The 23193-nt window shown below is 38.9% G+C and carries 21 protein-coding genes; 3 read left to right on the top strand and 18 right to left on the bottom strand.

The features are described from left to right. Positions 1 to 173 precede the first annotated feature (173 nt). From P3L40_RS19910 to P3L40_RS19900, 3 genes are all read left to right on the top strand, one after another. Complete coding sequence (locus P3L40_RS19910) at positions 174 to 1592, top strand: NAD(P)/FAD-dependent oxidoreductase (RefSeq protein WP_004259261.1); 1419 nt, start codon at positions 174 to 176, stop codon at positions 1590 to 1592. Between the two features lie 123 nt (positions 1593 to 1715). Further along, complete coding sequence (locus tag P3L40_RS19905) at positions 1716 to 2216, top strand: RidA family protein (protein ID WP_004259262.1); 501 nt, start codon at positions 1716 to 1718, stop codon at positions 2214 to 2216. 211 nt (positions 2217 to 2427) lie between these two features. Further along, entirely contained in the window at positions 2428 to 3894 is a 1467-nt protein-coding gene (locus P3L40_RS19900; RefSeq protein ID WP_172767447.1) for a hypothetical protein, read from the top strand. A gap of 350 nt (positions 3895 to 4244) precedes the next feature. On the opposite strand, the gene P3L40_RS19895 is transcribed toward P3L40_RS19900, so the two are convergent. The 18 genes from P3L40_RS19895 to P3L40_RS19810 form a co-directional block, all read right to left on the bottom strand. Beyond that, complete coding sequence (locus tag P3L40_RS19895) at positions 4245 to 5003, bottom strand: ABC transporter ATP-binding protein (RefSeq protein WP_004259268.1); 759 nt, start codon at positions 5001 to 5003, stop codon at positions 4245 to 4247. A gap of 1 nt (position 5004) precedes the next feature. Then, on the bottom strand, positions 5005 to 5988 hold the full coding sequence (locus P3L40_RS19890; protein ID WP_004259269.1) for an iron chelate uptake ABC transporter family permease subunit: 984 nt from the start codon (positions 5986 to 5988) through the stop codon (positions 5005 to 5007). Beyond that, complete coding sequence (locus P3L40_RS19885; RefSeq protein ID WP_004259272.1) at positions 5975 to 6937, bottom strand: ABC transporter permease; 963 nt, start codon at positions 6935 to 6937, stop codon at positions 5975 to 5977. Before P3L40_RS19885 ends, P3L40_RS19890 begins: the two co-directional genes overlap by 14 nt. Before the next feature lie 3 nt (positions 6938 to 6940). Further along, positions 6941 to 7909, bottom strand: a complete 969-nt coding sequence (locus tag P3L40_RS19880) for a siderophore ABC transporter substrate-binding protein (protein ID WP_094961600.1) — start codon at positions 7907 to 7909, stop codon at positions 6941 to 6943. A gap of 376 nt (positions 7910 to 8285) precedes the next feature. Beyond that, positions 8286 to 8558 carry a helix-turn-helix domain-containing protein gene (locus tag P3L40_RS19875; RefSeq protein WP_004259284.1) on the bottom strand — a complete coding sequence of 91 codons (273 nt, stop codon included), beginning with the start codon at positions 8556 to 8558 and terminating at the stop codon, positions 8286 to 8288. A gap of 14 nt (positions 8559 to 8572) precedes the next feature. After that, positions 8573 to 9415 carry a fimbrial protein gene (locus P3L40_RS19870; RefSeq protein ID WP_096864459.1) on the bottom strand — a complete coding sequence of 281 codons (843 nt, stop codon included), beginning with the start codon at positions 9413 to 9415 and terminating at the stop codon, positions 8573 to 8575. A 17-nt stretch (positions 9416 to 9432) separates the two neighbouring features. Next, positions 9433 to 9963, bottom strand: a complete 531-nt coding sequence (locus P3L40_RS19865) for a fimbrial protein (RefSeq protein ID WP_136134280.1) — start codon at positions 9961 to 9963, stop codon at positions 9433 to 9435. Beyond that, positions 9963 to 10448, bottom strand: a complete 486-nt coding sequence (locus P3L40_RS19860; protein ID WP_036958061.1) for a fimbrial protein — start codon at positions 10446 to 10448, stop codon at positions 9963 to 9965. Before P3L40_RS19860 ends, P3L40_RS19865 begins: the two co-directional genes overlap by 1 nt. A gap of 10 nt (positions 10449 to 10458) precedes the next feature. Next, entirely contained in the window at positions 10459 to 11013 is a 555-nt protein-coding gene (locus P3L40_RS19855) for a fimbrial protein (RefSeq protein WP_004259293.1), read from the bottom strand. After that, positions 11006 to 11587 (bottom strand): fimbrial protein, encoded by a 582-nt coding sequence (locus tag P3L40_RS19850; protein ID WP_096864457.1) that lies wholly within the window; start codon positions 11585 to 11587, stop codon positions 11006 to 11008. Before P3L40_RS19850 ends, P3L40_RS19855 begins: the two co-directional genes overlap by 8 nt. Positions 11588 to 11600: 13 nt before the next feature. Next, on the bottom strand, positions 11601 to 12353 hold the full coding sequence (locus P3L40_RS19845) for a fimbria/pilus periplasmic chaperone (RefSeq protein WP_004259296.1): 753 nt from the start codon (positions 12351 to 12353) through the stop codon (positions 11601 to 11603). 35 nt (positions 12354 to 12388) lie between these two features. Continuing rightward, positions 12389 to 15079, bottom strand: a complete 2691-nt coding sequence (locus tag P3L40_RS19840; protein WP_004259298.1) for an outer membrane usher protein — start codon at positions 15077 to 15079, stop codon at positions 12389 to 12391. Between the two features lie 20 nt (positions 15080 to 15099). Continuing rightward, a complete protein-coding gene (locus P3L40_RS19835; protein ID WP_004259299.1) occupies positions 15100 to 15651 on the bottom strand; it encodes a fimbrial protein in 552 nt (183 codons plus the stop codon). A 79-nt stretch (positions 15652 to 15730) separates the two neighbouring features. Further along, positions 15731 to 16261 carry a fimbrial protein gene (locus tag P3L40_RS19830; protein ID WP_036958062.1) on the bottom strand — a complete coding sequence of 177 codons (531 nt, stop codon included), beginning with the start codon at positions 16259 to 16261 and terminating at the stop codon, positions 15731 to 15733. A gap of 1394 nt (positions 16262 to 17655) precedes the next feature. Further along, positions 17656 to 18813 carry a sugar diacid recognition domain-containing protein gene (locus P3L40_RS19825; protein WP_004259303.1) on the bottom strand — a complete coding sequence of 386 codons (1158 nt, stop codon included), beginning with the start codon at positions 18811 to 18813 and terminating at the stop codon, positions 17656 to 17658. A 175-nt stretch (positions 18814 to 18988) separates the two neighbouring features. After that, entirely contained in the window at positions 18989 to 20134 is a 1146-nt protein-coding gene (locus tag P3L40_RS19820; protein WP_004259307.1) for a glycerate kinase, read from the bottom strand. An 80-nt stretch (positions 20135 to 20214) separates the two neighbouring features. Next, positions 20215 to 21537, bottom strand: a complete 1323-nt coding sequence (locus tag P3L40_RS19815; protein ID WP_004259309.1) for an MFS transporter — start codon at positions 21535 to 21537, stop codon at positions 20215 to 20217. A 135-nt stretch (positions 21538 to 21672) separates the two neighbouring features. Continuing rightward, the gene (locus tag P3L40_RS19810) at positions 21673 to 23175 is read right to left on the bottom strand and encodes a xylulokinase (RefSeq protein WP_096864455.1); all 1503 of its coding nucleotides are present in this window, start codon (positions 23173 to 23175) and stop codon (positions 21673 to 21675) included. Positions 23176 to 23193: the final 18 nt, after the last annotated feature.

Raw genomic sequence — 23193 nt, 5'->3', positions numbered from 1 at the left:
ACCTACAAAGCCTTTACAGCACCGAGTAGATCAATTTACGTCGCATTTCATTTCAATGACCTTTATTAACAAATGCTACCGCCACTTAACAATTACAAAATATATGATAAGATCATTATCTCAATTTGAAATTATTTACTATATAAAAAACAAGATTGTTATTGAGGTTATAGATGAAAATCTCGAGAAGAAAGCTATTATTAGGGGTTGGTGCTGCTGGTGTTCTAGCAGGAGGTGCTGCGGTTGTTCCTATGATCAATCGTGAAGGTCGTTTTGAATCGACTAAATCACGCGTACCCGCTGTTGCTGGTACAGAAGGCAAATTACCAGAGTCTGCGGATGCAGTCATCATCGGTGCTGGCCTTCAAGGGATCATGACCGCAATTAACCTTGCAGAGAAAGGTCTTAATGTTGTTATCTGTGAAAAAGGTGTTGTGGGCGGTGAGCAATCAGGCCGTGCATATAGCCAAATCATCAGCTACAAAACCTCTCCAGCTATTTTCCCTTTACACCACTATGGGAAAATTCAATGGCTCGGTATGAACGAAAAAATCGGTGCTGATACCAGCTACCGTGTTCAAGGCCGCGTTGAAGTGCCTTCAAGCGAAGAAGATTTAGAAATTTCAAGAGCGTGGATTAAGTCTGCATCTGAAAACCCAGGTTTCGATACGCCTTTACGTACCCGTATGATTGAAGGTACTGAACTGGCTAATCGTCTGGTTGATGCGCAAACCCCATGGAAAATTGGTGGTTTTGAAGAAGACTCTGGTAGCCTTGACCCAGAAGTTGTTACGCCAACGATGGCAAACTACGCTAAATCAATCGGTATTCGCATCTACACTAATTGTGCAGTACGTGGTATTGAAACTGCAGGTGGCAAAATTTCTGATGTTGTCACTGAAAAAGGTGCAATCAAAACGTCTCGTGTTGTTCTGACGGGGGGTATTTGGTCGCGTCTGTTCATGGGTAACTTAGGTATTGACGTTCCAACACTAAACGTTTATCTGTCACAACAGCGTATTACTGGCGTACCAGGTGCACCAAAAGGTAACGTACACTTACCTAACGGTATTCACTTCCGTGAACAAGCTGATGGGACTTATGCTGTTGCACCACGTATCTTTACCAGCTCTATCGTTAAAGACAGCTTCCTGTTAGGCCCAAGATTCCTACATGTATTAGGTGGCGGTGAATTACCATTAGAATTCTCTCTTGGTAAAGACTTATTCAACTCCTTCATGATGGCAACATCTTGGAATTTAGACGAGAAGACACCATTCGAAGAGTTCCGTACGGCAACAAATACACCAAACAATGAACACTTAGATGGCGTTCTAGAAAGACTGAGAAAAGAGTTCCCAGTATTTAAAGAGTCTAAAGTGGTTGAGCGTTGGGGTGGTACTGTTGCACCAACGGATGATGAAATTCCAATTATTTCAACCATCGAGCAGTATCCAGGTCTGGTCATCAACACCGCTACAGGCTGGGGCATGACAGAAAGCCCTGCATCTGGTCGATTAACGGCAGAATTGTTAATGGGTGAAACACCATTTATCGACCCTACGCCGTATAAACTTTCTCGTTTTAACTAAAAAACGGGGAAAATAACGATTTTTACTGTGGATCTATTAGCGAATAGTTTAAAGTTAAATGAAAGTTTAATTTTTGATAAAATTAATAGATCCTATTTACTTTGATAATGTTAAGGAGTTTACATGCGCTATAAAACTTTATTGCTTTCTCTGCCTTTGATTTTAGGTGTAGCAAGTGCGAATGCAGCTGATGATGTTAAACGCGTTCCAGTGAAAGGATTCCCTATCTCTGAATCAGTAGAAATCAATGCGGGCAACCTCATTTTCCTAAGCGGAAAAGTTCCTTCTAAAATCTCTGCAGACGCTAAAGAAGGCGTTTTAGAGTCTTATGGTAATACCGAAGCACAAACAATCAACGTATTAAAACAAATCCAAGCTAACCTCGAAGGTATGGGTTTGACAATGAATGACGTTGTTAAAATGCAAGTATTCTTAGTTGGTGGTGAAGAAACTCAAGGTACTATGGACTTCGCTGGCTTCATGGCCGGTTACAATAAGTTCTATGAGTCTGAGAAAATTACTAATCTGCCAGCTCGTTCTACCTTCCAAGTCGCCAAACTGGCTAACCCAGCTTGGAGAGTAGAAATAGAAGTGACAGCGGTACGCCCTGCTGCAAAAAAATAAGTTATTCAATAACGAATAGCTAAACGATAATGAGGCATAGTAATGTGCCTCGTTATAATAACACTTCTTGATTGCCACATCTTTCAACATTCCCTCACAGACTGTCATTATTGCTTCCTGTATGCTATTGCTTAAAGTTCTTCAATAAATAAACGTGCTATGCTGCAATCATTAGGGTAAAAATGAGTCATCGCATCAAATAAGGCAATATATGATTAAAGAGTCTCTCAAGATCCACGGTAAAAAACAGTTTGAAATCAAACAAAAAGTTCTATTGCCTCGTAAATCAAAAGAGATCCGCTATCAGGTCGAAAGTTTTTTCTTTCTTCCATCATCATTGCAAGTCAACCCTGATCTATACACGCCATCAAGCCTTCAACGTAGCCTCAAAAACTATATCCGCTTAAGCCCATCCACGGTTAAGCTTTCAGCTTTACCAGAAGAAAATGGCGAATTAGATGACTTAAAACGCTGGTTAGAACAATGTGACCCATTAAACCCACCCTCATTGGACGAGTATGAGAACAAGTTAAAACGCTATGCTTTAACCTTTAAGCGCACGGTACGAATTAATGTCAAAATGATAAGCCAAAACGCCCAACGACAAACAGATGAATACTTAACCGAGTTTATGGCGAACATGGCGAAATGCCTCGGGGTTTATCGGGCGTTAGCGCCACTGGCGGGAAAAATTGAAGAAAGCATTCGCTCAAATGCATTTTCTTATTGCGACGAATTTATGACCTACTACACCATGAATTATTTGCGTGATTTATTAGCTGAGAAGCAAATACCGTTACGTGAAGAAATCCGTCATTTTTGGTATCAAGAAATGCGTTACCTAAAGAAACAATACCCTGATTGTTTTCCCAGTGATGAAACTGATGCCGAATTAGTGACATATCGTCGCAATTTATTGAAAAAATACATCAATCGCTACCTTTACTTAGAGATCCGCCATAAACGTGGGTTGCCATTATTATTGCACTCCATTTATGGTATCGCTGCAGCAATCTCAATGATTTTTGCCACGTTAATCGCCTTTCTTTGGCAAGGAAAATATGGCGCGTTGAGTGCAAATTTATTTTTAGCTATGGTTATTGGCTATATTTTCAAAGATAGGCTGAAAGAAATCGGTCGTGAGCAACTCTATCGCGTTTTCCAAAAGTGGATCCCGGATAGACAGCTACGTATTTATCGTGAAGGTGTTAAGGCCCCTGTCGGGCTATGCAAAGAGTCTTTTCGCTTCATCAGTGAAAACATGCTCTCCCCTGATATCCGTGAAATGCGACAAAAATCCCATTGGGTTAATTTAGTTAATGTCCAACGTATGGAAGATATCCTGTATTACCGCAAAGATGTATTGCTACATAACCGCCATTCGGTGTTTGAAAAAAACCAATCATCAATTGCTGATATCACACGCTTTAATATTTCAGATTTTCTAAAATATATCGATATTAGCTATGAAGAACTCACTGTAAATGATGATGAACCTGCAATCATTGGTGAAAAGGTGTATCACATTTACCTTTGCCGCCGTGTCACAATTAACAAAAAAACCTACAATGAGCTGGCGCGTTTAGTGGTTAATGCCGATGGGATAAAACGCTTAGAAGTGTTGCAATCACTAGATTTACTGACAACCGATGAAGACATTGAAATTTCACCGCAATGAATTCATTCTGCCACTAACGGTCTTCTATTCGGTAATATTCCCATTCATTTAGGTTGTAGCCAACACCGCTACAGCTCAAACTATGATAACCATTTAATTTTCTAAATCATTCGAACTGTAGCAAGGCGGCAAGAGAAGATATCTCGGGGAGCATACAAAAGTATGTGACCCGGAGTAGCTGAACGTAGCCAACACCGCTACAGCTCGAAGGATGATAACCATTTAATTTTCTAAATCATTCGAACTGTAGCAAGGCGGCAAGAGAAGATATCTCGGGGAGCATACAAAAGTATGTGACCCGAGTAGCTGAGCGTAGCCAACACCGCTACAGCTCGAAGGATGACGAAAATTTAGTAGTAGAGAGCAATATACTGATCATCCACCCGTTTAATATCAACCGGAGTATCAAAAATATCCTCAATAATGTCAGATTTCATGATCTCTTCTGGCTTACCGTGATAAGACAGGCGACCGTTTCTCAGAGCGACAATATAGTCCGAATAAACGGAAGCGAAATTTATATCGTGGATTACTAAGATAATGGTTTTGCCTAGCTCATCTGCCGCTTTACGCAGCAGTTTCATCATGATCACCGCATGTTTCATATCCAGGTTATTCAATGGCTCATCAAGTAAAACATATTCTGTATCTTGACATAAAACCATTGCGACATAAGCCCGTTGGCGTTGGCCACCCGATAATTCATCTAAATAACGGTGACGTAAATCTGACAAATTTAGAAAAGAGAGTGACTCATCAATTTTCTTTTTATCGTCAATGGTTAAACGGCCTTTAGTGTATGGGTAACGCCCAAAACCAACCAATTCCTCGACTGTTAAACGGCTGGCAAATTGATTTTCTTGGCGTAAAACTGACAAACATTTCGCTAATTTATCACTCGGTGTTGTCGATACGTCTAAATCATTCACTTTGACGTAACCACCGTGATCAGGCTGTAACAAGCGCCCAATTATCGACAACAGTGTTGATTTACCTGCACCATTAGGCCCGATGATTGAGGTAATACCGCTATTTTTAATTGTTGTTGTTACGTTATCTAAGACTTTAGTATCCTGATAACTTTTCGATATCTGACTAATTTCAATCATACTAAAACCTTCTTAACACCATATAAATAAAGAAAATACCGCCGACAAATTCGATAACAACTGATAATGTCCCAGCCATATTTAAGCCATATTCTAGAATCAACTGCCCACCAATCAACGCAATGACACCAAGTAGAAAGGAAACGGGTAGCAAATAGCGGTGCTGGCTACTGCCAGCCACTAAATAAGCTAAATTCGCGACCATCAAACCTAAGAATGTTAAAGGCCCAACTAATGCTGTAGAAACTGCAACTAATATTGAAATAAGCAACAAAATGACAGTGACTTGCTGGCGATAATTAATCCCTAGATTCACCGCATTGGCTTGCCCTAACGCGATAACATCAAAACAATAACGCATGCGCCACAATAGGACACCGACGACTGCCGTGATCATTAATGTGAATAGAATTAGCTCAGGTGTTCCCTTTGTGAAGGTGGCAAACATCCGGCTTTGTAAAATGGAAAATTCATTAGGGTCCATTAAACGCTGCAGCAATGTCGCTACGCTGCGAAATAATGTGCCAAGAATGATACCCACCATCAATACTAGGTTGATATTCATTTTAACTGACACAAATAACCAGCGGTAGAGCAGAACAGAGAACAGTACAAGTAGTGTGGACTCTAATAGAAACTTACCAATATTCAATAACCAAGAGGATGGAAAACTCTCACTATAGAAGATAAAAATGGTTTGTAATAATACAAACAATGCTTCTAATCCCATGATAGATGGGGTTAATATCTTATTATTAGCAATCGTTTGAAAGAGAACTGTTGAAACCCCAGCCGAGAAAGCTACCACAATCATGGTGAGAACAATATAGCCTCGATGCGGCAAAATATAAGCAAGATTGCTACCCAAATTGACCGTCATATAAAGCACAATGGATAGCAGCGATAGTGCCAGTAGTATCCATATTCTTTGCAACGGCGTTACCCCTTTTTTAGGTAACGCTATTGATGAATTAACTTTTTGCATAACGTTGTTGCTTCAACAATAAATATAAAAAAATCACCGCGCCAACGACACCTAAAATCACACTTGCTGGGATTTCAAATGGATAGCGAATTAAGCGCCCAATAATGTCACACAGTAAAACTAAGCCACCACCAGCAATACAAATCCATGGGATGGTTTTACGTATGTTATCGCCCATCACTAAGCTCACGAGATTTGGAATAATTAAGCCTAGGAAAGGTAATGCCCCGACCACCACGACCACGACGCCACTGATTAAAGCGATAATCGATAAACCAATGGTCATCACTTTGCGATAATTTAGGCCAACATTAATTGAAAACTCACGTCCCATACCAGCCACCGTAAAGCTATCGGCAATCCAGCAAGCAATTAATGTTAATATTCCCACTAACCACAAAAGTTCATATCGGCCTTGAATGATGCTAGAAAAGTCACCGCTCATCCATGCACCAAGAGATTGTAGTAAGTCGAAGTAATAAGCGGTAAAAATGGTCAATGCGCTAATAACTGCCCCTAACATAATCCCCACCAGTGGAACTATCAGGGCAGATTTTAAAATCACACGACGTAATAGCACCATAAACAACATGGTGCCAAGAAGTGCAAAACCGCTGGCCACCACCATTTTAGTCATAATACTTGCTGCTGGGAAAAGCACCATGACGACCAATAAGCCTAAACTGGCTGACTGGGTTGTTCCTGCGAGGGAAGGTTCAACAAAACGGTTTTGTGTTAATAATTGCATGATTAGCCCAGCAACACTCATGGCGCTACCAGCTAAAATCAAGGAGACGGTTCGGGGAATTCGGCTAATAAAAAAGATGTCTTGCATCTCTGGGTCGGTGAAAAGCGAAACGGGTGACACGTCACCCGCTCCAATAAACAAGCTTAATACCGCTAAAACCAATAACGCGACAATTCCACAAAAAAGATAAAGCGTTTTCATCGGTTATTTTGCTTGGCTCTTCTCTAATGCTGTATTGATATCGTCCATTAACTGAGAATAAGTTTGGATCCCACCGGCAATATATACTGCTGTTGGGTCAAGGTAAGTAATTTGGCCTTTTTCCCATGCAGCGGTTTTTCTAACTAATGCGTTATCTAATACTTCCGCAGCAGGCTGTGCATCCGTTTTGCCAATTGCGCTGTCACGGTCGATAACAAATAACCAGTCTGGGTTTAATTTCACCAGTAATTCTGCATTAACGATATTACCGTGGCGACCCGTGTTTTCTTCAAATACATAAGCAGGTTCAAAACCTAATACATCAAAGATAAAACCGAAACGAGAACCTGGTCCATACGCAGAAATTTTACCGCCACTAACTAAGATTACCATCGCTTTACCCGCAGTCGGCGCTTTAGCTTTGATACCTTCAATTTTAGTATTGAAGTCAGAAATCAGTTTTTTGGCTTGTTCTTCTTTACCGAATAGCGCGCCAAGTTCATTAGTACGTTCAGTTAAGCTACCAATAAAGTTTTTGTTATCAATATCTAATGAAATAGTTGGTGCAACACCGCTGAGTTTGTCATAGGCATCACGAGCACGGCTACCACCTAAAATCAGGTCAGGCTTAGCATTACTTAAGGCTTCATAAGCAGGTTCAAATAATGTCCCGCCATTGATGTATTCAGAACCACTGTATTTAGTTAAGAATTCAGGGAAGTGAACGTTGGTTTGTGGAACACCGGCAACTGGAGCCCCGAGTGCATCCATGATGTCCAATGTTTCCATGTTCATCACCATGACTTTTTGCGGATGACGAGGAATTTCAGTTTTGCCTTGGGCATGTTCTATTGTGATAGTTTGTTTTTCTGCGACTTGAGCTGTTTCTGTCGTGTCTTTTGCGTTATCACAACCAGCTAACACTAACGCAGATAACAACGCAATACCCGAAACTAATGATTTTGCAAACATCTAATTTCCTCCGTCCATCGATAAAAGTACTGATGATAAAATTTGGTGATCCACAATGTAGCGTATATTACACGCAAATAAGCGCAAATGATATTAGTTTGCATTTGCATTCACTAAAAAGTTGTTGCAACGCACAAAAACATCAATTTAATTTGTTGAATCTATGAATTTTAAAGTGTTAAAAGGCAAGAGCGAGATAAAAAAACGAGGAGAACTCTATAAAAGAAAGGGTTGGCAGTTTGTTACGACACTTAATTCAAAAATAAATAGGTTGAGTTTTCTACTGTACGTGTTTGCTTAGCGACTTTTATTACAGTTAGGCGACATAAAATCGTCATCTCAACCTATTTATCATTAACAACCATTTAAAGACTTATTATTGCGTATCATCCAGTCGCCCATTTTCACTGAGCTGAGAGCTGATATCTTCAAGGAACCAATCAATTGGTGTTCCCATCAAAAATGCAAGTTTAAACAAGTGAAACAAATCAATCTTGATTTTGCCTCTTTCATAGCGTGAAATCTGTTGTTGACTAACACCTAATAACTGAGCTAACTGAAACCCTGTATACCCCAGTTCTCTACGCTTTTCTAAGATCCTCTGACCTACCATATAATGGATTTTTTCACTGCCATTTTCTGAATACATATTTTCACCATTTATTAAGGCACAGTTAAAATAAGGGCTGCGGCACCTTCAAACTGACCGGCTTGAACTCGGCCATTAGTACCTAATACAGCTTTCATGGTTACCGAATTTGTTCCACCAGCAGGCACATGAATTCTGTAACCAGCTTCTCCTGGCGTATCGTTTCCACCTAGATACAAATTCGCGTATAAACTGTTATCTGGTCGTAAATTAACACGGCCATTTGTCACGTTAACACCTGTGGCAATCACTAGCACATCCATCGCTAAGTTACAGGTCACACTAATGTTTACTTGTTTTGATTGACCAGCAAGTTCAGCTTCACTAATCGAACCAAAGTTAATATCAGGGATCGTATTGTTAATCTTACAAGCCCCAATCGGTGGAGGCGCAATACCACATAATGAGCCGGGAATTAACCCACCGTTACTCGTAACCCCAGTACGATCTTGGTAAAACAGCCCCACACATTCCTGATTATTCTGTAGCCTAACCCCAGTATGAACAGCCCACTGTGTTGCTGGAGCTGTCGCCTTTGCCAAAACACCGGGTATATTCTGAACGTCACGCATGTATTCATACTTAGAAATTTCGGCCAACTCGACGGTTGCCGCCCCTGGTGTTCCAGCAGCTGTATGCTTATGGCTTATGGTGAGATAGCATTTCGACCACCTAAAGCAAGGATTACGCGTAGTTGGCAATTCAGGGTCCCAGCGAGCAATGACGTACTTATAGTTTGCATCCCCATTATTTGGGTTATTACCGGGCTTTGATTCAGTGATATAGGAAAAAACAGAGGCTGATGCAGTAGATGAAAACATGACTGCACCAATTAATAGCGATAAAAATACTTTCATATTAGTTCACAGCCTTATTATTCATAATCTAATTTAAATGTTGCTACAGCACTGTAAGGGCCTACTTTTATTGTCTTATTTGCAATAGCATCCGGTTCACCTTTTAAATAGGCATAGAACCTCAATTGGTTAGCACCATCTTGTAACGTTAACTTCGAGCCTTTCTGGTCAATAGCCAGTGGTGTTTTATCTGAGTTTTGTAACCCCACTGCGAAACCAGATGCAACACTACCTGTTGATAATGCAATAAAACCAGGAAGTGCGAGATTAGGTGTTCCTGAAAACGTCACTTCCACAAATTTGCCTATCGTTGTGTCACAGTCGGCCAGTTTAATCGCAAACTCTTTAGGCGGAGTTTCACCATAGGCGTAAAAGTTTTTTTCTGGTGTATCAAAAAATTCCATCAGGATGTTTTCATCACCCGGTAAAATAGTGCAGGGTTCCTCCACTAAATTACCGATAATCCTTAAATTATCAGGCACAGCGAAAGCAGTGCTAACGTTGATAAGTAAGGCACTAGCTACTGCACATTGAATTAGTTTTTTCATTATTGGTACTCCGCTAGCAATGTCCCTGTTGCGGCAAAGCCTCCTTCAGGCAACGTAACTCCCAATCTTTTCACAGGAACAACCTCTAAAACAGGTGGTTGCCCATAGCTAATCTTTAACGGTTTATTAATTTCAAAACCGAGGCCATTTTGGGTAATACGCATGCCAAGATCTCGAACATTAGTTTCCAGTGCCGACTTATCAAAATCTGTTGCTGTCCCTTTGATAGTTAGCATTAAGTCCCAACCTTTTAAGTTTTCTTCACACTTCAATGCGTAATTAATCGGTTTCGCAAAGTTAACGCCATCAACCTTATGTAAACCAATGTCTTTGTATTCGATGACGTGAACTTTATCTTCAAAAACAGTGCAAGGCGGTGGAAGTAACAAGGTTCCAGTAAATTCCACATCGTTTGCCATCGCAGCGCTAACAGGTATAACTAACAAACTCATTATCAGAGGAAGTCTTTTCATTATTTTTTTCATTATTTTCCCCTCACTGATAATCAAGTTTGATAGTGACGCCCGCATGAAAAACCCCACCCTTTGTTAATGTTGTGGATAAATCACGAACAGGTATGGCTTCAAATTGAGGGGCATTTGGATACACAAACTTAATTTCTTGGTTTAATCGAAGTTTGCTTCCGTTATAACGAAAAGCGATCCCTAAACCTTGAATGTCTGTTTCAATCGCACCACTATCAAAGGAGGCAGGAATACCAACCAACGTCATTTTCATTTGTGATGTCGGTCTTTTTTCACAATCAATATTGTAATTTATCGATTTTGCATAGGCGTTACCGTCAATCCGTGTACTCATGATTTCGTCAAAATTAACTTTGATTATATTTCCGCCATTAATTTTGCAAGGTGGTGGTGCCAAAACAACCCCTTTAATCGGTACGGTTATCATACCTGGCGTAATTGTCGCCCTTGTACTTCCTGATGGGCTAATACGCGAATCGGGTAATCCTGCATAGGAAACCGATGTAAAAAATATTCCAGCGAGACATGATGCCAGCAGGTACCGCTGCTTATTTAAATCACTCATAATCCACCTTAAAGTCCATTACGGCGCTGAAACTTCCTTCCGTCAGTTTTTCGGGAGTTCTCACTGGCGTTACAAAATATTGAAGTGTGCCTTGCGGTGCATCGAGAAATTGTGGACGACCACGACTTCCTAGCCTGATATCTTCTCGTTGTGCATCCGTCACTTCTAACGCCACGCCAGAGACACCTTTGACACTTAACATTTCTGGAAAATGCTTATCCGATACGGCAACAAAAGAAACCGTTATCACCGGTTGCATTGCATCCCATAGTGCACGACCCGTTCGAGTGTCTTTCATTCGACTTTCCGTACGAATGCAGTGCCTAAATTCTAATTCGAATGACACTGGCTCAGCTCTATCACCAGGTTTACGGAGTGAATAAGAAGGGATCTCCCCTAGAGACACTTCTTGGCGCTTTGAATTGGTCACATCCATCGTACAAGGTGCCTCGGTCATCATGCCATTTACTGTCAATGTTCCGTGTAATCCATCAATATCCCAGCTATTTATTCCAAAGGTAAACACTGGAACTAAGCCAAATAAGATAGTGCTGAACTGGAGAGTCCTTTTCATACATTATTCTCCGTTATCTGTCCGTCGAAGATTCAACTTTGCAAGTTGTACCGGCGCAACCAAACGTCAATTTAGGCCTTCCACCATAATCATTGATATAAGTTAGAACTGGTTTTGCCCCCATGGCACTTGCGCTACCCTTAAGCATTCCGTTACTTTTTGGTGAGATCATCACAGGCTCAAATTGCTTCACCGTATCTCCTCCCACTCTTGAACTTGCATCCACAATCGTGACAAAGTAAGCAGTTGGATTTGTGATTTCGTAGGCATCTCCTTTACGCGTTAACGTAATTTTTTCCTGCCATGGATTTTCTAAATCCGTACGAGTGGCGTATAACGCTTTTGGTCGATAAAACAATTTAATACGCGTCTGTAATGCAATCTGTAAAACGTTAGCTTCTTTACTACGTGGTGGAATCTCACGTAAGTTAAAGTAATAAACACTTTCTCTGTCTTGAGGTAATGTAGCGATATCAGGAAGAGATTGAATTTTAACCTGACTACCTTCACCTGGTTCTACACGTTGAACTGGTGGTAAAACCGTGAGTGGGCTTTCAATTTTGTTACCATTAGCGTCTTCAATCCAACCCTGCGCAAGATAAGGTAATTCTGTGTTTTCATTCTTAATATTCAAGCTAATGGTTTTTTCAGTCCCATTATAAATAACGCGTGTTCTATCAAGTGCAATAGCAGCCAGAGCCTGCCCACATAGCACCGCAGATAACGTGATTGTTGTAGTAAAAAATGCAATTTTTTTAATATTCATAAGTACCAACTATTTATAAAATCAAGCAACTTGGGTTACTCTGTATAATCTGTGCTGTAAGCAATATCCGGTGGTTTTAATAACCAACGCTGACTCGGCGCTACGCCCTGTTTAATCGGCGCAGGCTTGTAAACTGGAGCAGACTGCCCAACAGGAACGGCTTTTGCTGGCATATACCCAGGTTCAACACTTGGGCTGTTTGTACACGGTAATAACAGTGAGTTAAATTCAGCCGTGGTAATATTTTCTGGAACCTGAATTTTGCATTGCACACTTCCATCCCAATACACATCTAAAACTTCATTTGGGTTGATACCTGAGATATACACAGACCCATTATCAGTTACGATACCGAGCTCTCTATTCTTCTCATTTCTCACGGTGGCACCGAATGGCGGATAACTTCCATCTGCCAATGCCAATCTCACCATGGTTTTAATACCCGATAACACTTCAAACTCGCGGTAACCTACAGCCCCTTCAGTCAGCGTAATTGGCTGAGATGTCCGGATGGCTTCTACGTTGTCAGGCAATTGAGTCACATCAATGGATGTACTGGTACGATAGTAATCACTGATATCAGCAACTACCGCTTTACCAAAAATATTGGTTTCAGTGGTCGGCCCAAAACCTTGAATAGGCACATTTTTCACCCCCTCAGTTCCCACCATCACACGGCTTCCACCTGGGGTATTAATGCGGTGCAATGCAGCACCATGCCCTGTGACTGTAGCACCACCTTGTAAAGAAAATGCAGCTGAGGTAGTATCGCCATTGATATAGCTGGTACTTGCAGTAAGTGTTGCTAAATCAGCGTAACGTGTATAGAAACCATCAATAGTTCCACGGCCTCGGTTACTCACCCCAGTACCCACACGATAGTTCGTCTTATCATCAATGGAATCAAAATAACTGACGGTGTGTGAGTTACCATCTCTTGTCACCATATTGTTGTAGCTAATTGACGCTCTATCTGCCCAAGGCAAAGAAAGATTCATATATAGCCCGTCGTCATTATTTCTATTATCAAATTTGTTACGGAATGCCGTTAAACTTAAGTTGATATTTTTAAAACGGCCAATATCAAAATATTTCGCAATAGAAAGGTTATAACGTTTTGCCGCTGGTTTATTCCAATAGGTTTCGTGGTTATAGTTCAGATACGCTGTCAGATCTGCACTGGTGAAATACTTATTAAATGTAATCGTATACAGCTCTTTACTATTATCGAATTCCACACCTCTATAACGACGATCGAGGTACTGGTTCATACTCATAAAGTCACGTTCAGAGAATCGGTATCCTGCGAAAGTGACTTGGCTATCATAGTCTTCAAAACGTTTTGAATAACTTAAGCGATACGATGCCCCCGTATAGATTTTGTTATCTGTTTTCAGTTTCGCGCGTGACTCGGTGACATCGAATGAAATTGCACCAAAGGCGAGTAAATCTCGACCAACACCGAGTGATAACGCGTTATAGTCACCTGCTGCTATTGCACCGCCGAATAATGACCAACCGTTGGAGACCCCCCAGCTAAATTCCCCCGTAACAAACCCTTGCCCTTCTGTTTCATGTTCCATATTATTCGGTCGGCCACCTGCAATCTTAAACAGAACTGAGCCTGGACGAGTTAAATAAGGAATGGAGGCGGTATTCATTTGGAATTCTTGTACCGAGCCATCCTGCTCTTCGACGCGTACATCTAATTTACCGCTAACCGCATCACTTAAATCTTGAATACGAAAAGGCCCCGGAGCAACTTGTGTTTCATAAATAACACGTCCTTGCTGAGTCACGATCACTTTTGCATTGGTTCTTGCAACGCCAGTCACCTCCGGTGCATAGCCACGTAGGTTTGGTGGTAGCATTCTTTCGTCAGAGATCAGGCTGGCCCCCATATAACGGAATGAGTCAAATAGTCCTGAACGTAAAAATTGCTCACCCATCGTGAGCTTTGCATTTAGCTCTTTTACTGCTCTATAGGCATAATATTGGCTCCAATCCCATTTACGGTCGGTCGATTGCCCATTAGTGCGATTATAACTTGCTTGCCAATCTGCCCTAAAACGCCACGCACCAAGGTTAAAGCCAGTTGTACCGTTACCAGTAACTGACTGGGTATTGGCTGAATCCGCAGGCCTTGTTAAGTTAGCATTCAAGTTATAGTCAAAAATTAGGGCGGGTACACCTTCATCCCAACGAGATGGCGGATCCCAGTTATCAGAAGTAAATTCGATATAAGCCTGAGGTACAGTAATTGTGACTGTTTCTTTGGCTAAAGAACCGCTTACTGTCATTCCAGGGATCGTTTCTGGAATTAAACATTGGCCATTTTTAGCAAACTCAACCTTTTTCTTCCATTCATCGCGCAAAGCAATATGTTCAACAACATCTGGCGTTAAACAAGGCTCCGTCATACTTGGATCATTAGGATCCTCGATATATTCAATATCAAAAATGTCAGCTAAGTCGCGATTATTTAAATTAATTTTAAATGGATATTTCCCTGGCATAACATAGCCCGCACGAGAGAACTCGTTTAAGGAAATATTTTTTTTATCCTGAAGATCTAAAACATCTGTATTAAACTCAATACTATCATTATTTGCATTAGCTAAATTTATATGAGCAATAGCAAGAAACACCATGGTAGCAACAGGCGTTAAAAAATAACTTACTGAGTTATTAAATACTTTATTTTTACTTTTTAATTGCAGAGCCATAATAGTCCCTTAGTAATAACTCAGTAATAATCCATTTTAAAACGGATAGTTGTCTGATAATTCCCTGGTTTTAAACGTTTATTATTAGATACTACCCGCACCTTATAATGCAGAGTTGTATTGCCTGCGCTAATGGGTAAATCAGGCATTGCTCTACCAGGTATAGCTACATTTCCAGCTGTATCAGAAATTTTTACTGACAATCCATTTGCATGCCCAAAAACATCGAAGTTACGGCCATCTGTTGGACCATCGAATGTAATATTGAAAGTTTGCCAATTAGGAGTTCCAGGAGTTACCGGTGTTAAAACACAATTGATAAGGCGTATAGAGAAATCACTTGTAGGACTTTCTCTGTCGTGAATTATCTGGCTAACCGGTACAGTCGTTATGTTAACTGATTGATCTCGGCTATCTGCATCTATTGCACAAGGGCTCTCAATGATTGAACCGCCCATGGTAACAGTTCCTTTGAACTGACTTTGTGCCCGAGAATTTTGATTTTGCGCACTAACTATCGGGGCAAATATCATTCCTGAAAGCACCATGACAATGATGCCAAAGTGATTCATAGCGACTCCATTTCAACTTAATAACCAATTTCAATGCATTAAAATTAGTGCCCATACATCCTTGTACGGGCTATACCAATTACTGGTAGCTCAGAGCAAATGTTGCAATTGCATCAAATTCACCTGGTACAGCTGGTTTGTTTGCTGCATCATCATCGCCTTGCAAATAAGCTTGGAAACGCAATGTGTTCGCACCAGTTAATAAAGTTTGAGATGGTGATTTAGCACCTAAAGCAATTTTAGTTCCGTTGTAATCAGTGATCACGATACCCGCGTTTTTCGCAGTACCAGCAATAGCTAAACCATCAGTTACCGAAGTACTTGGAATACCAGTAAATGTAGTTTGAACAGTTTTCAGAGTTGTGATGTCACACTGCTCTAATTGGATATTGAAGTCACGAGCAATACTTTTACCGCCACCGTTTAATGCAGACGTCGCGATAGCACCCATTTGTACTTCAAATGCTTGAGAACCTGGTGGAATTGAGCAAGGAGCATCAATAATTGAACCTTTAAAAGTGACTTGACCGCCACCTTGGTTTGCAGAAGCAGAACCAGCAACTACTGCCAGACCTAAACCTAATACTAAAGCAAGTTTATTTAATTTCATTTTATACATTTCCATTAGATAAAAAAGACGACACAAATTAAAATAATGAGTTATTATCAATCTGATTATTTTAATTTTTTCTTAAAATATATTCGATTAGTAAATATTAAGGATTGACACTAATAACTATTCCTATTTATCAAACTCCATTAATAAATAAAATAATTAAACAATGCATCAATGCGGTGCCATTATTATATCTCATTCTAGTTATGTCAAATCTGAAGATTAATTAACTACTCACATTGTAAGTTAGTGATATATATATAATATCCTGAGAATACTCTATTTTAAATACTCCGTTACTGGATAAACGAGTGATGTACATCTAATTAAATCGACCTTTTTTTAATAAAAAACCACAAAATAAACCCAATCATTACTAATAAAGTTTTTTATACTCATAAAACGGGTTCTTATTAGTGAAAAAAAATGAGGTGGAAGATAATAATAAAACTAGAATTAGATAAAATCATTAAAACGAAAAGTTTACTGAAAAATAATTAATCAGAAATATCTCAAAAAAAACAATTAAATATTTTCATAATGTTTCTTAATTCACTGATTGTTACATTTAAGCCAAAAAGAAAAATAAACATAAAACAATAAATATCATATAGATACATTAATTTTTTTGTGTTTTTTATATGAATAGCACCTAGAAAACAATAATATAATAAAACATTTTTTTAAATTGAAATGAAAATAGAAACAATTAAGAACAAACGAATTAAATAAGTATCTACTAGAAAAAAATTTCATTGCAAAATATTTCAAATGGTAATAAAAAGTAATTTTCAATAAATCTATAATTATATAAATCTTATCTTTAAGCCTCAAAAAACCCAAAAATTGGCTCCTATAATTACAATTAGGTTATTTTTTAAGATTAACTAACTAAATTAATATACGTTGGATAAAGTCAGTTTCTAGAAAACCCACCATGAATAAACAGAACACCTTAAGTTATTCTCGATAATTACATCACTGACCTAATGGTGATAGTTAAAATATAGAGGCTATACATTTAAGTAAAAATACCAATAAAAAATATTGGAATTAAAATATGATTAAATTAGACGTTATTGAGCAAAATAGAAGATAGATTGATCTCTAGCAGATTAAAAACAATCTGTGCTAGCTTAGTTTGATGTTAATACGTTTTTGTTTTCCTGATAGGCTACTCATTGGGTGGTCATGTGATGTAGGTAAAAAGCCTTATCATGCTCGAAGCACTTGCGAGTCGACAAATAGCCGCTAACTAACCAGGGTATGAGATAAGAAGTTAAAAATTTACTGACGTTTCGTTGCATCAGAGTTTGAGGCGATTCCCTACAAGGATGGCATTTTCTTCTATTACTCTATGAAAACTGCCCCTCAATAGTGTTATCAGATTAGTTTTTCAGCTGTAGAGCAACATACAACAGTACCTTACTTTCAATCGTTAATAGATCTAATTTTGTTATCTCAGATATCCTTTTTAAACGATAATCTAATGTATTTCTATGAATAAACAACTCGTTAGCTGTTTCACGAGATAATAAATTATTTTTAAACCAGACTGTTAATGTTTTAATTAGCACACCATTAGAATCTTCATGTAATAATGTATTCAATGGTTTTAATAGTTCTTCTGAAGACCATTTAAAATTTAAACCGTATAATAAAACCGGTAGCATAATATCTTGGTAACAGTAAATTTTTAACTGGGGTTTCTTAGCTTTCCCTACTTGCATGGTAATTTTAGCCGTCTCGTATGATTTTTTAATCGATTCCTCTGCGGGCTCTAAAAAAAAATTACCTAATGATATTTTCACTTGTAATTTAAATAACTTCTGAATATCTGATTCTAATTTTATAATTTTCTTTTTTTCATTATCAATATCCCATCGATTGAACTTATTTAGTGCAGGGGTTAAACAAACAATTTCCGTCAAAGATTGAATAGCGACTAAGTTATCAGGATTCTTATATTCAATTAGCTTTTTAATTTCTTGCAATTCACTAAATGCACTATTCACACCTAATTGGCCACTATCTAATTCAATAATTATAGCAACTCGTGGAATAGAAAAATTAATATTAAGCTTTTTAGACCATTCAGTTATATTATCGGGAATTGTTCCATTTTCGATATAAGTTAGAATAATTTCTTCTTTAAAACGATCGTTTAAATTCAAATGGTTATAAATCTCTGCCTGCTCTAGCATCATTACGGCTGTCATTGAAACCAACTCCCCAAATTGTTTAATTTGGGTTGGTTCTCCTGTTAATCCTATTACACCTATAATTTTACTATTCAAATAAAGAGGTAAATTAACACCTGGTTTAACCCCATGTAAATGATTTGCAGTGGCGTCATCAATAACAACCGTTCGCTTTTGCTTTATTGCAAGCAAAGCGCCTTCATGAAATTCTCCTAATCTATTACTATCTCCACTTCCTATAATACATCCAGTTTCATCCATAACATTAATATTGCAATCAATAATCTTCATGGTTCTATCAACGATTTCTTGCGCTAATTTGGAGGTAAGACAATAATCATACATATTTCAACCTCTTTTACTGGTGCTGTAAAATAGAAACAAGATTTTAAACTATAAGTTTTAATAATGTTTATTATTAATTTAATTGGTTCCAGTATTCAATATTCATTGAAAAAATCAAGAAAAATAAATTCAATTCAAAATAAAGCAAACAAAGCTAAATTTTCAAATTATTACTTCAATTCTTGTTGTCAATTTTAATATTCAACGTATTCGCTATATTTTTAGTACAATTAAATAAATTACTTTCAGCGTTATTCAGTGCTTCTTTTAGTGAACTGATTTTATGCAAAATACTAAACGCTGAATCAATACCATATTGTTGTAAATGACTGAGGTCATCACCAAGGCTTCCAACAATGGCAATAACGGGTATTTTATGTTTTCTAGCTAACTGAGCGACACCGAAAGGCACTTTGCCATTCAAACTTTGGCTATCTAATCGCCCTTCCCCTGTAATGACTAAACTCGCCCCTACCATATGTGATTCAAGGTTCAAGGTTTGTGCAATAATATCAAAGCCAGGCTTAAGTTCCGCTTTTAGGAAAGCAAGTAAAGCCGCTCCCATCCCTCCTGCTGCACCGGCTCCTGCAATATAATGAACTTCAACATGCAAATCTCGCTTAATGATATCTGCGAAATGTTCTAAATTTTTGTCTAACATTTCAATATGTTCATTTGTCGCACCCTTTTGGGGGCCAAATATTACAGATGCACCATTTTTACCAATCAATGGGTTCGAAACATCGCAAGCAATACTAAATTGACAAGCTTTTATCCTAGGGTCTATTGTACTGACATCAATACACGCTAAGTCGGCAAGTGCTTGTCCTCCTAATTTAATTTGTTGCCCATGTGAATCTAATAATTTGGCCCCAAGTGCTTGCAACATTCCTGCTCCGCCATCATTAGTTGCACTCCCGCCTATACCAATAATAATCTGCTTTACCCCAGTATCTAGGCAGGCTTTTATCAATTCTCCTGTTCCATATGATGTCGTAAGTAACGGGTTTCTTAATTCAACAGGGACTAGCTCTAGCCCACTTGCCGCAGCCATTTCTATAAATGCTTGCTGCTTATTTTGAGATAAACCATAGAATGCTTGAACACTCGTGCCTAAAGGACCAATAACATCAAGGTGATAGATTTCGCCATGGGTAGCCTCAACCATCGTCACAACAGTGCCTTCACCTCCATCCGCAATAGGACACTTTACATAAGTTGCATGTGGAAATACCTCTTTGAACCCGTTCTCAATAACCGTTGCGACTTTCAATGCAGATAAACTCTCTTTAAATGAGTCAGGTGCAATGACTATTTTCATAAAAATAATCCTTTAGAAATTTTTATTATCAATAAGTTAAAAATTCAGGTGGGTATTGCCCCACCTGATACGACTTTTTATTATTTCGGTTCATCAAGTAACAGGATCATAATTAAGCCAATCACCGCACAGATACCAAAGTAAGAGAAAACAGCATCAAACTTACCAGTCATATCTAACAATAGCCCTGCCATCATAGGTGAAACGAAGCCACCTAAGTTTCCTCCACTATTCACAACAGATATCGCAATTGGGTAGTTATTATTATCAGCAACTCCCATTGGATAAGCAGTAAATGCAGGCCAGCCAATATTTAAGAATAAACCAACCGAGAAAAGGGCAAGCGCAACTGCAGTCGTACTTTCAGGAACATTCAACATCACTAACATCATGGCAATCGTCGCTACTGCGGTAAATAGCATCGTAGGTTTACGACGACGACCAAAAACTTTATCAGAAATCCAGCCACCAAAAATCGAACCGATAAACCCGCCAACAAATGGCATTGATGCAACAAAGCCCATCTTCATAAATGAAAAGCCTTTTTCATTCACCAGATAAGAAGGTATCCAGGTTAATATTCCATATAAAATACTGACCATCATGAAATAAGAAATGGTATTACACCAAATATTTTTAGATTTAAATATTTGGGAAGCTGAACTTAATGGCGTGACTGATTTAACACGAATAAATTTATCTAGCGTATTAAATTTAGGACTCAGAACAATATTGCCTTCTATTTTCTTTTCTGCAATTTCTGAATTATCGGCACGAATATAATCTAATTCACTTTGTGAAACAAAGCGACTTTCCTCTGGTTTTGTTCTAACAAATAAGTACCAAATAATAGCGAGAAAAATACCGGGAATAGCAAACAGAATAAAGACCCAGCGCCATCCATAAGTTAATGCAATCCAAACGACTAATGGTGGAACAATAATAGGTGCAAACATCGTTGAGGCAATATAAACCCCAGTGGCAGTTGCTTTTTCTTTTGCTGGAAACCAGTTATTAATTGTCGACGTTAGCCCGACAGGGGTTGGCGCCTCTGCCATACCTAGGCCGAGACGCAACCACTTAATTGCAAAGGCAGATTGGGCTAAACCAATAAACCAAGTCATGGCAGAGAAACCGAGAATGGATAATGACACCATTCCTCTGATCCCACGTTTTGCCATCCAAAAGCCCGCGGGTATTTGGCATAAAGCATAACCGAGGAAAAACATACTCGCGAGAGAACCCGCTTCTAAATTAGTTAATTTAAACTCATCAGTAATAAAAGGTAGAACCGCACCAATATTACTTCTGTCTGCATAATTTACAGCATAGACGATAAAAATCAGGGCTAATACCACCCAACGATAATTCGTCTTTGGCTTAATCGGATTTGAATTTATCATTATTTTCGCTCCAGAGCAGTTTATTATTTAATACACGTTTTATTACCTGCTTTTTTAAGAATGAAACGATCCCTGCTAATTCATTAAAATTAACATTTAGGAACGTTATTTAATTTAAACTTACTTCAAATAATTTTATTTACTCGACAAGCTATGCATTGTTTCTTTTAATAAAGGATACAGCCCATTGTAAATATTAAACTGCTTGTCATAAGTATCTTGCGTTTTTTTATCTTGATTTGGTGTGAATGTGATATCTTCTGTTTTTATAATCGGTAAATCAGGGTCATTAATGCCACAGAAAAAACCAGCTCCTGTCGCACCAACCATTGCGGCGCCAAAAGCCGCTGCGTCTGCTGTTTGGGCAATATTATATTCAACCTGAAGAATATCCGCTTTAATTTGAGTCCATAACGTATTACGTGATCCTCCCCCTACGCTGAGTAATTCATCTAATATCACTCCCCATTTTTCATTAGCAATATTTAAAATCTGTTTTAAACCATATGCTGTACCTTCAAATGCCGCCCTGACCATATCATCGCGAGTATGATTTAGACGTAAGCCTATCCACGCTCCCGATGCATTAACATCCCAAATAGGGCTACGTTCTCCAGCTAAATAAGGCAGATAAATTAAGCCATTGGCACCAGGTACTGATGATTTTGAAAATATTTCCAACTGTTCATGGTCATTAACTTCCGGCCAAATAGCCTGATTTAACCAACTGAATGTTCCCCCTGTTGTCGACATCGCACCATGGGCCAACCATTGATTGGGGACGATGTGGTACCGGTTCATAAAACGAGGGTCAAAATTTGGCTCTTCTAAGCAAAACGTAATGACTCCCGATGTTCCTGTTGATTCAAAAGCCGTTTCAGGGTCAAGTAACCCAACCGCGAATGCTGCAGCGGCGGTATCTGCCGACCCTAAAATAATTGGCGTATTTTCTTTTAATCCCGTTTCTTGAGCAGCTTCTTTACTCACTTTACCAACCACAGAGGTGCATTGGTAAATCGGCGGCAAAATATCGTGATTAAACTTCCAATACCTTAATAATTCTTTTGACCACTTAGGAGCTTTCGCCAAAACCACTGCGCCAGAATACGCGGCTTGGGTCGGGTCAATGGCGGCTTTTTGGCTCCCTAACTTTAAAGATAAAAAACTATTAAGTAGCACGACTTTATGAACTTTTTGCATTAATTCCGGCTGTTGTTCTTGTAGCCATCCTAACGTTCCTACCCAACATGCAGACGGACTTGGGCTATTACAAGAAAGCGCCCGAACATGCGTTATATTTTCCCCGAGTGTTTGCTGTATGAAGCCTTCGGAACGCCCATCGAGGTAAGTAATCCCATTTGCGACAGGTTTATTATGTTTATCCAATAAAACCAGCGTTGGGCAAGCAACAGAGAAACTCACAGATACGATATTCTTTACTTGAGAAGTCACTTCTTTAACTGCATCTGCGGTCTTTCTCCAAAAATCATTTAAGTCAATTTCATGATTTTTGGGAGATTTGGAAATAATATTGGTATCACGTGAAGCCTTTGCCAATAATTCTCCATGGAAATTAAACGCACAAACTTTCACACTACTGCTACCTGCATCAATTCCCAAATAGACACTGTCCATCATGCTGCCTCCAACGCCTGC

This window comes from Providencia sp. PROV040 (assembly GCF_032706145.1).
GTDB lineage: Bacteria > Pseudomonadota > Gammaproteobacteria > Enterobacterales > Enterobacteriaceae > Providencia > Providencia hangzhouensis.
The sequence above is the reverse complement of the archived record's forward strand: the minus strand, read 5'-3'. Positions and strand labels throughout refer to the sequence as shown.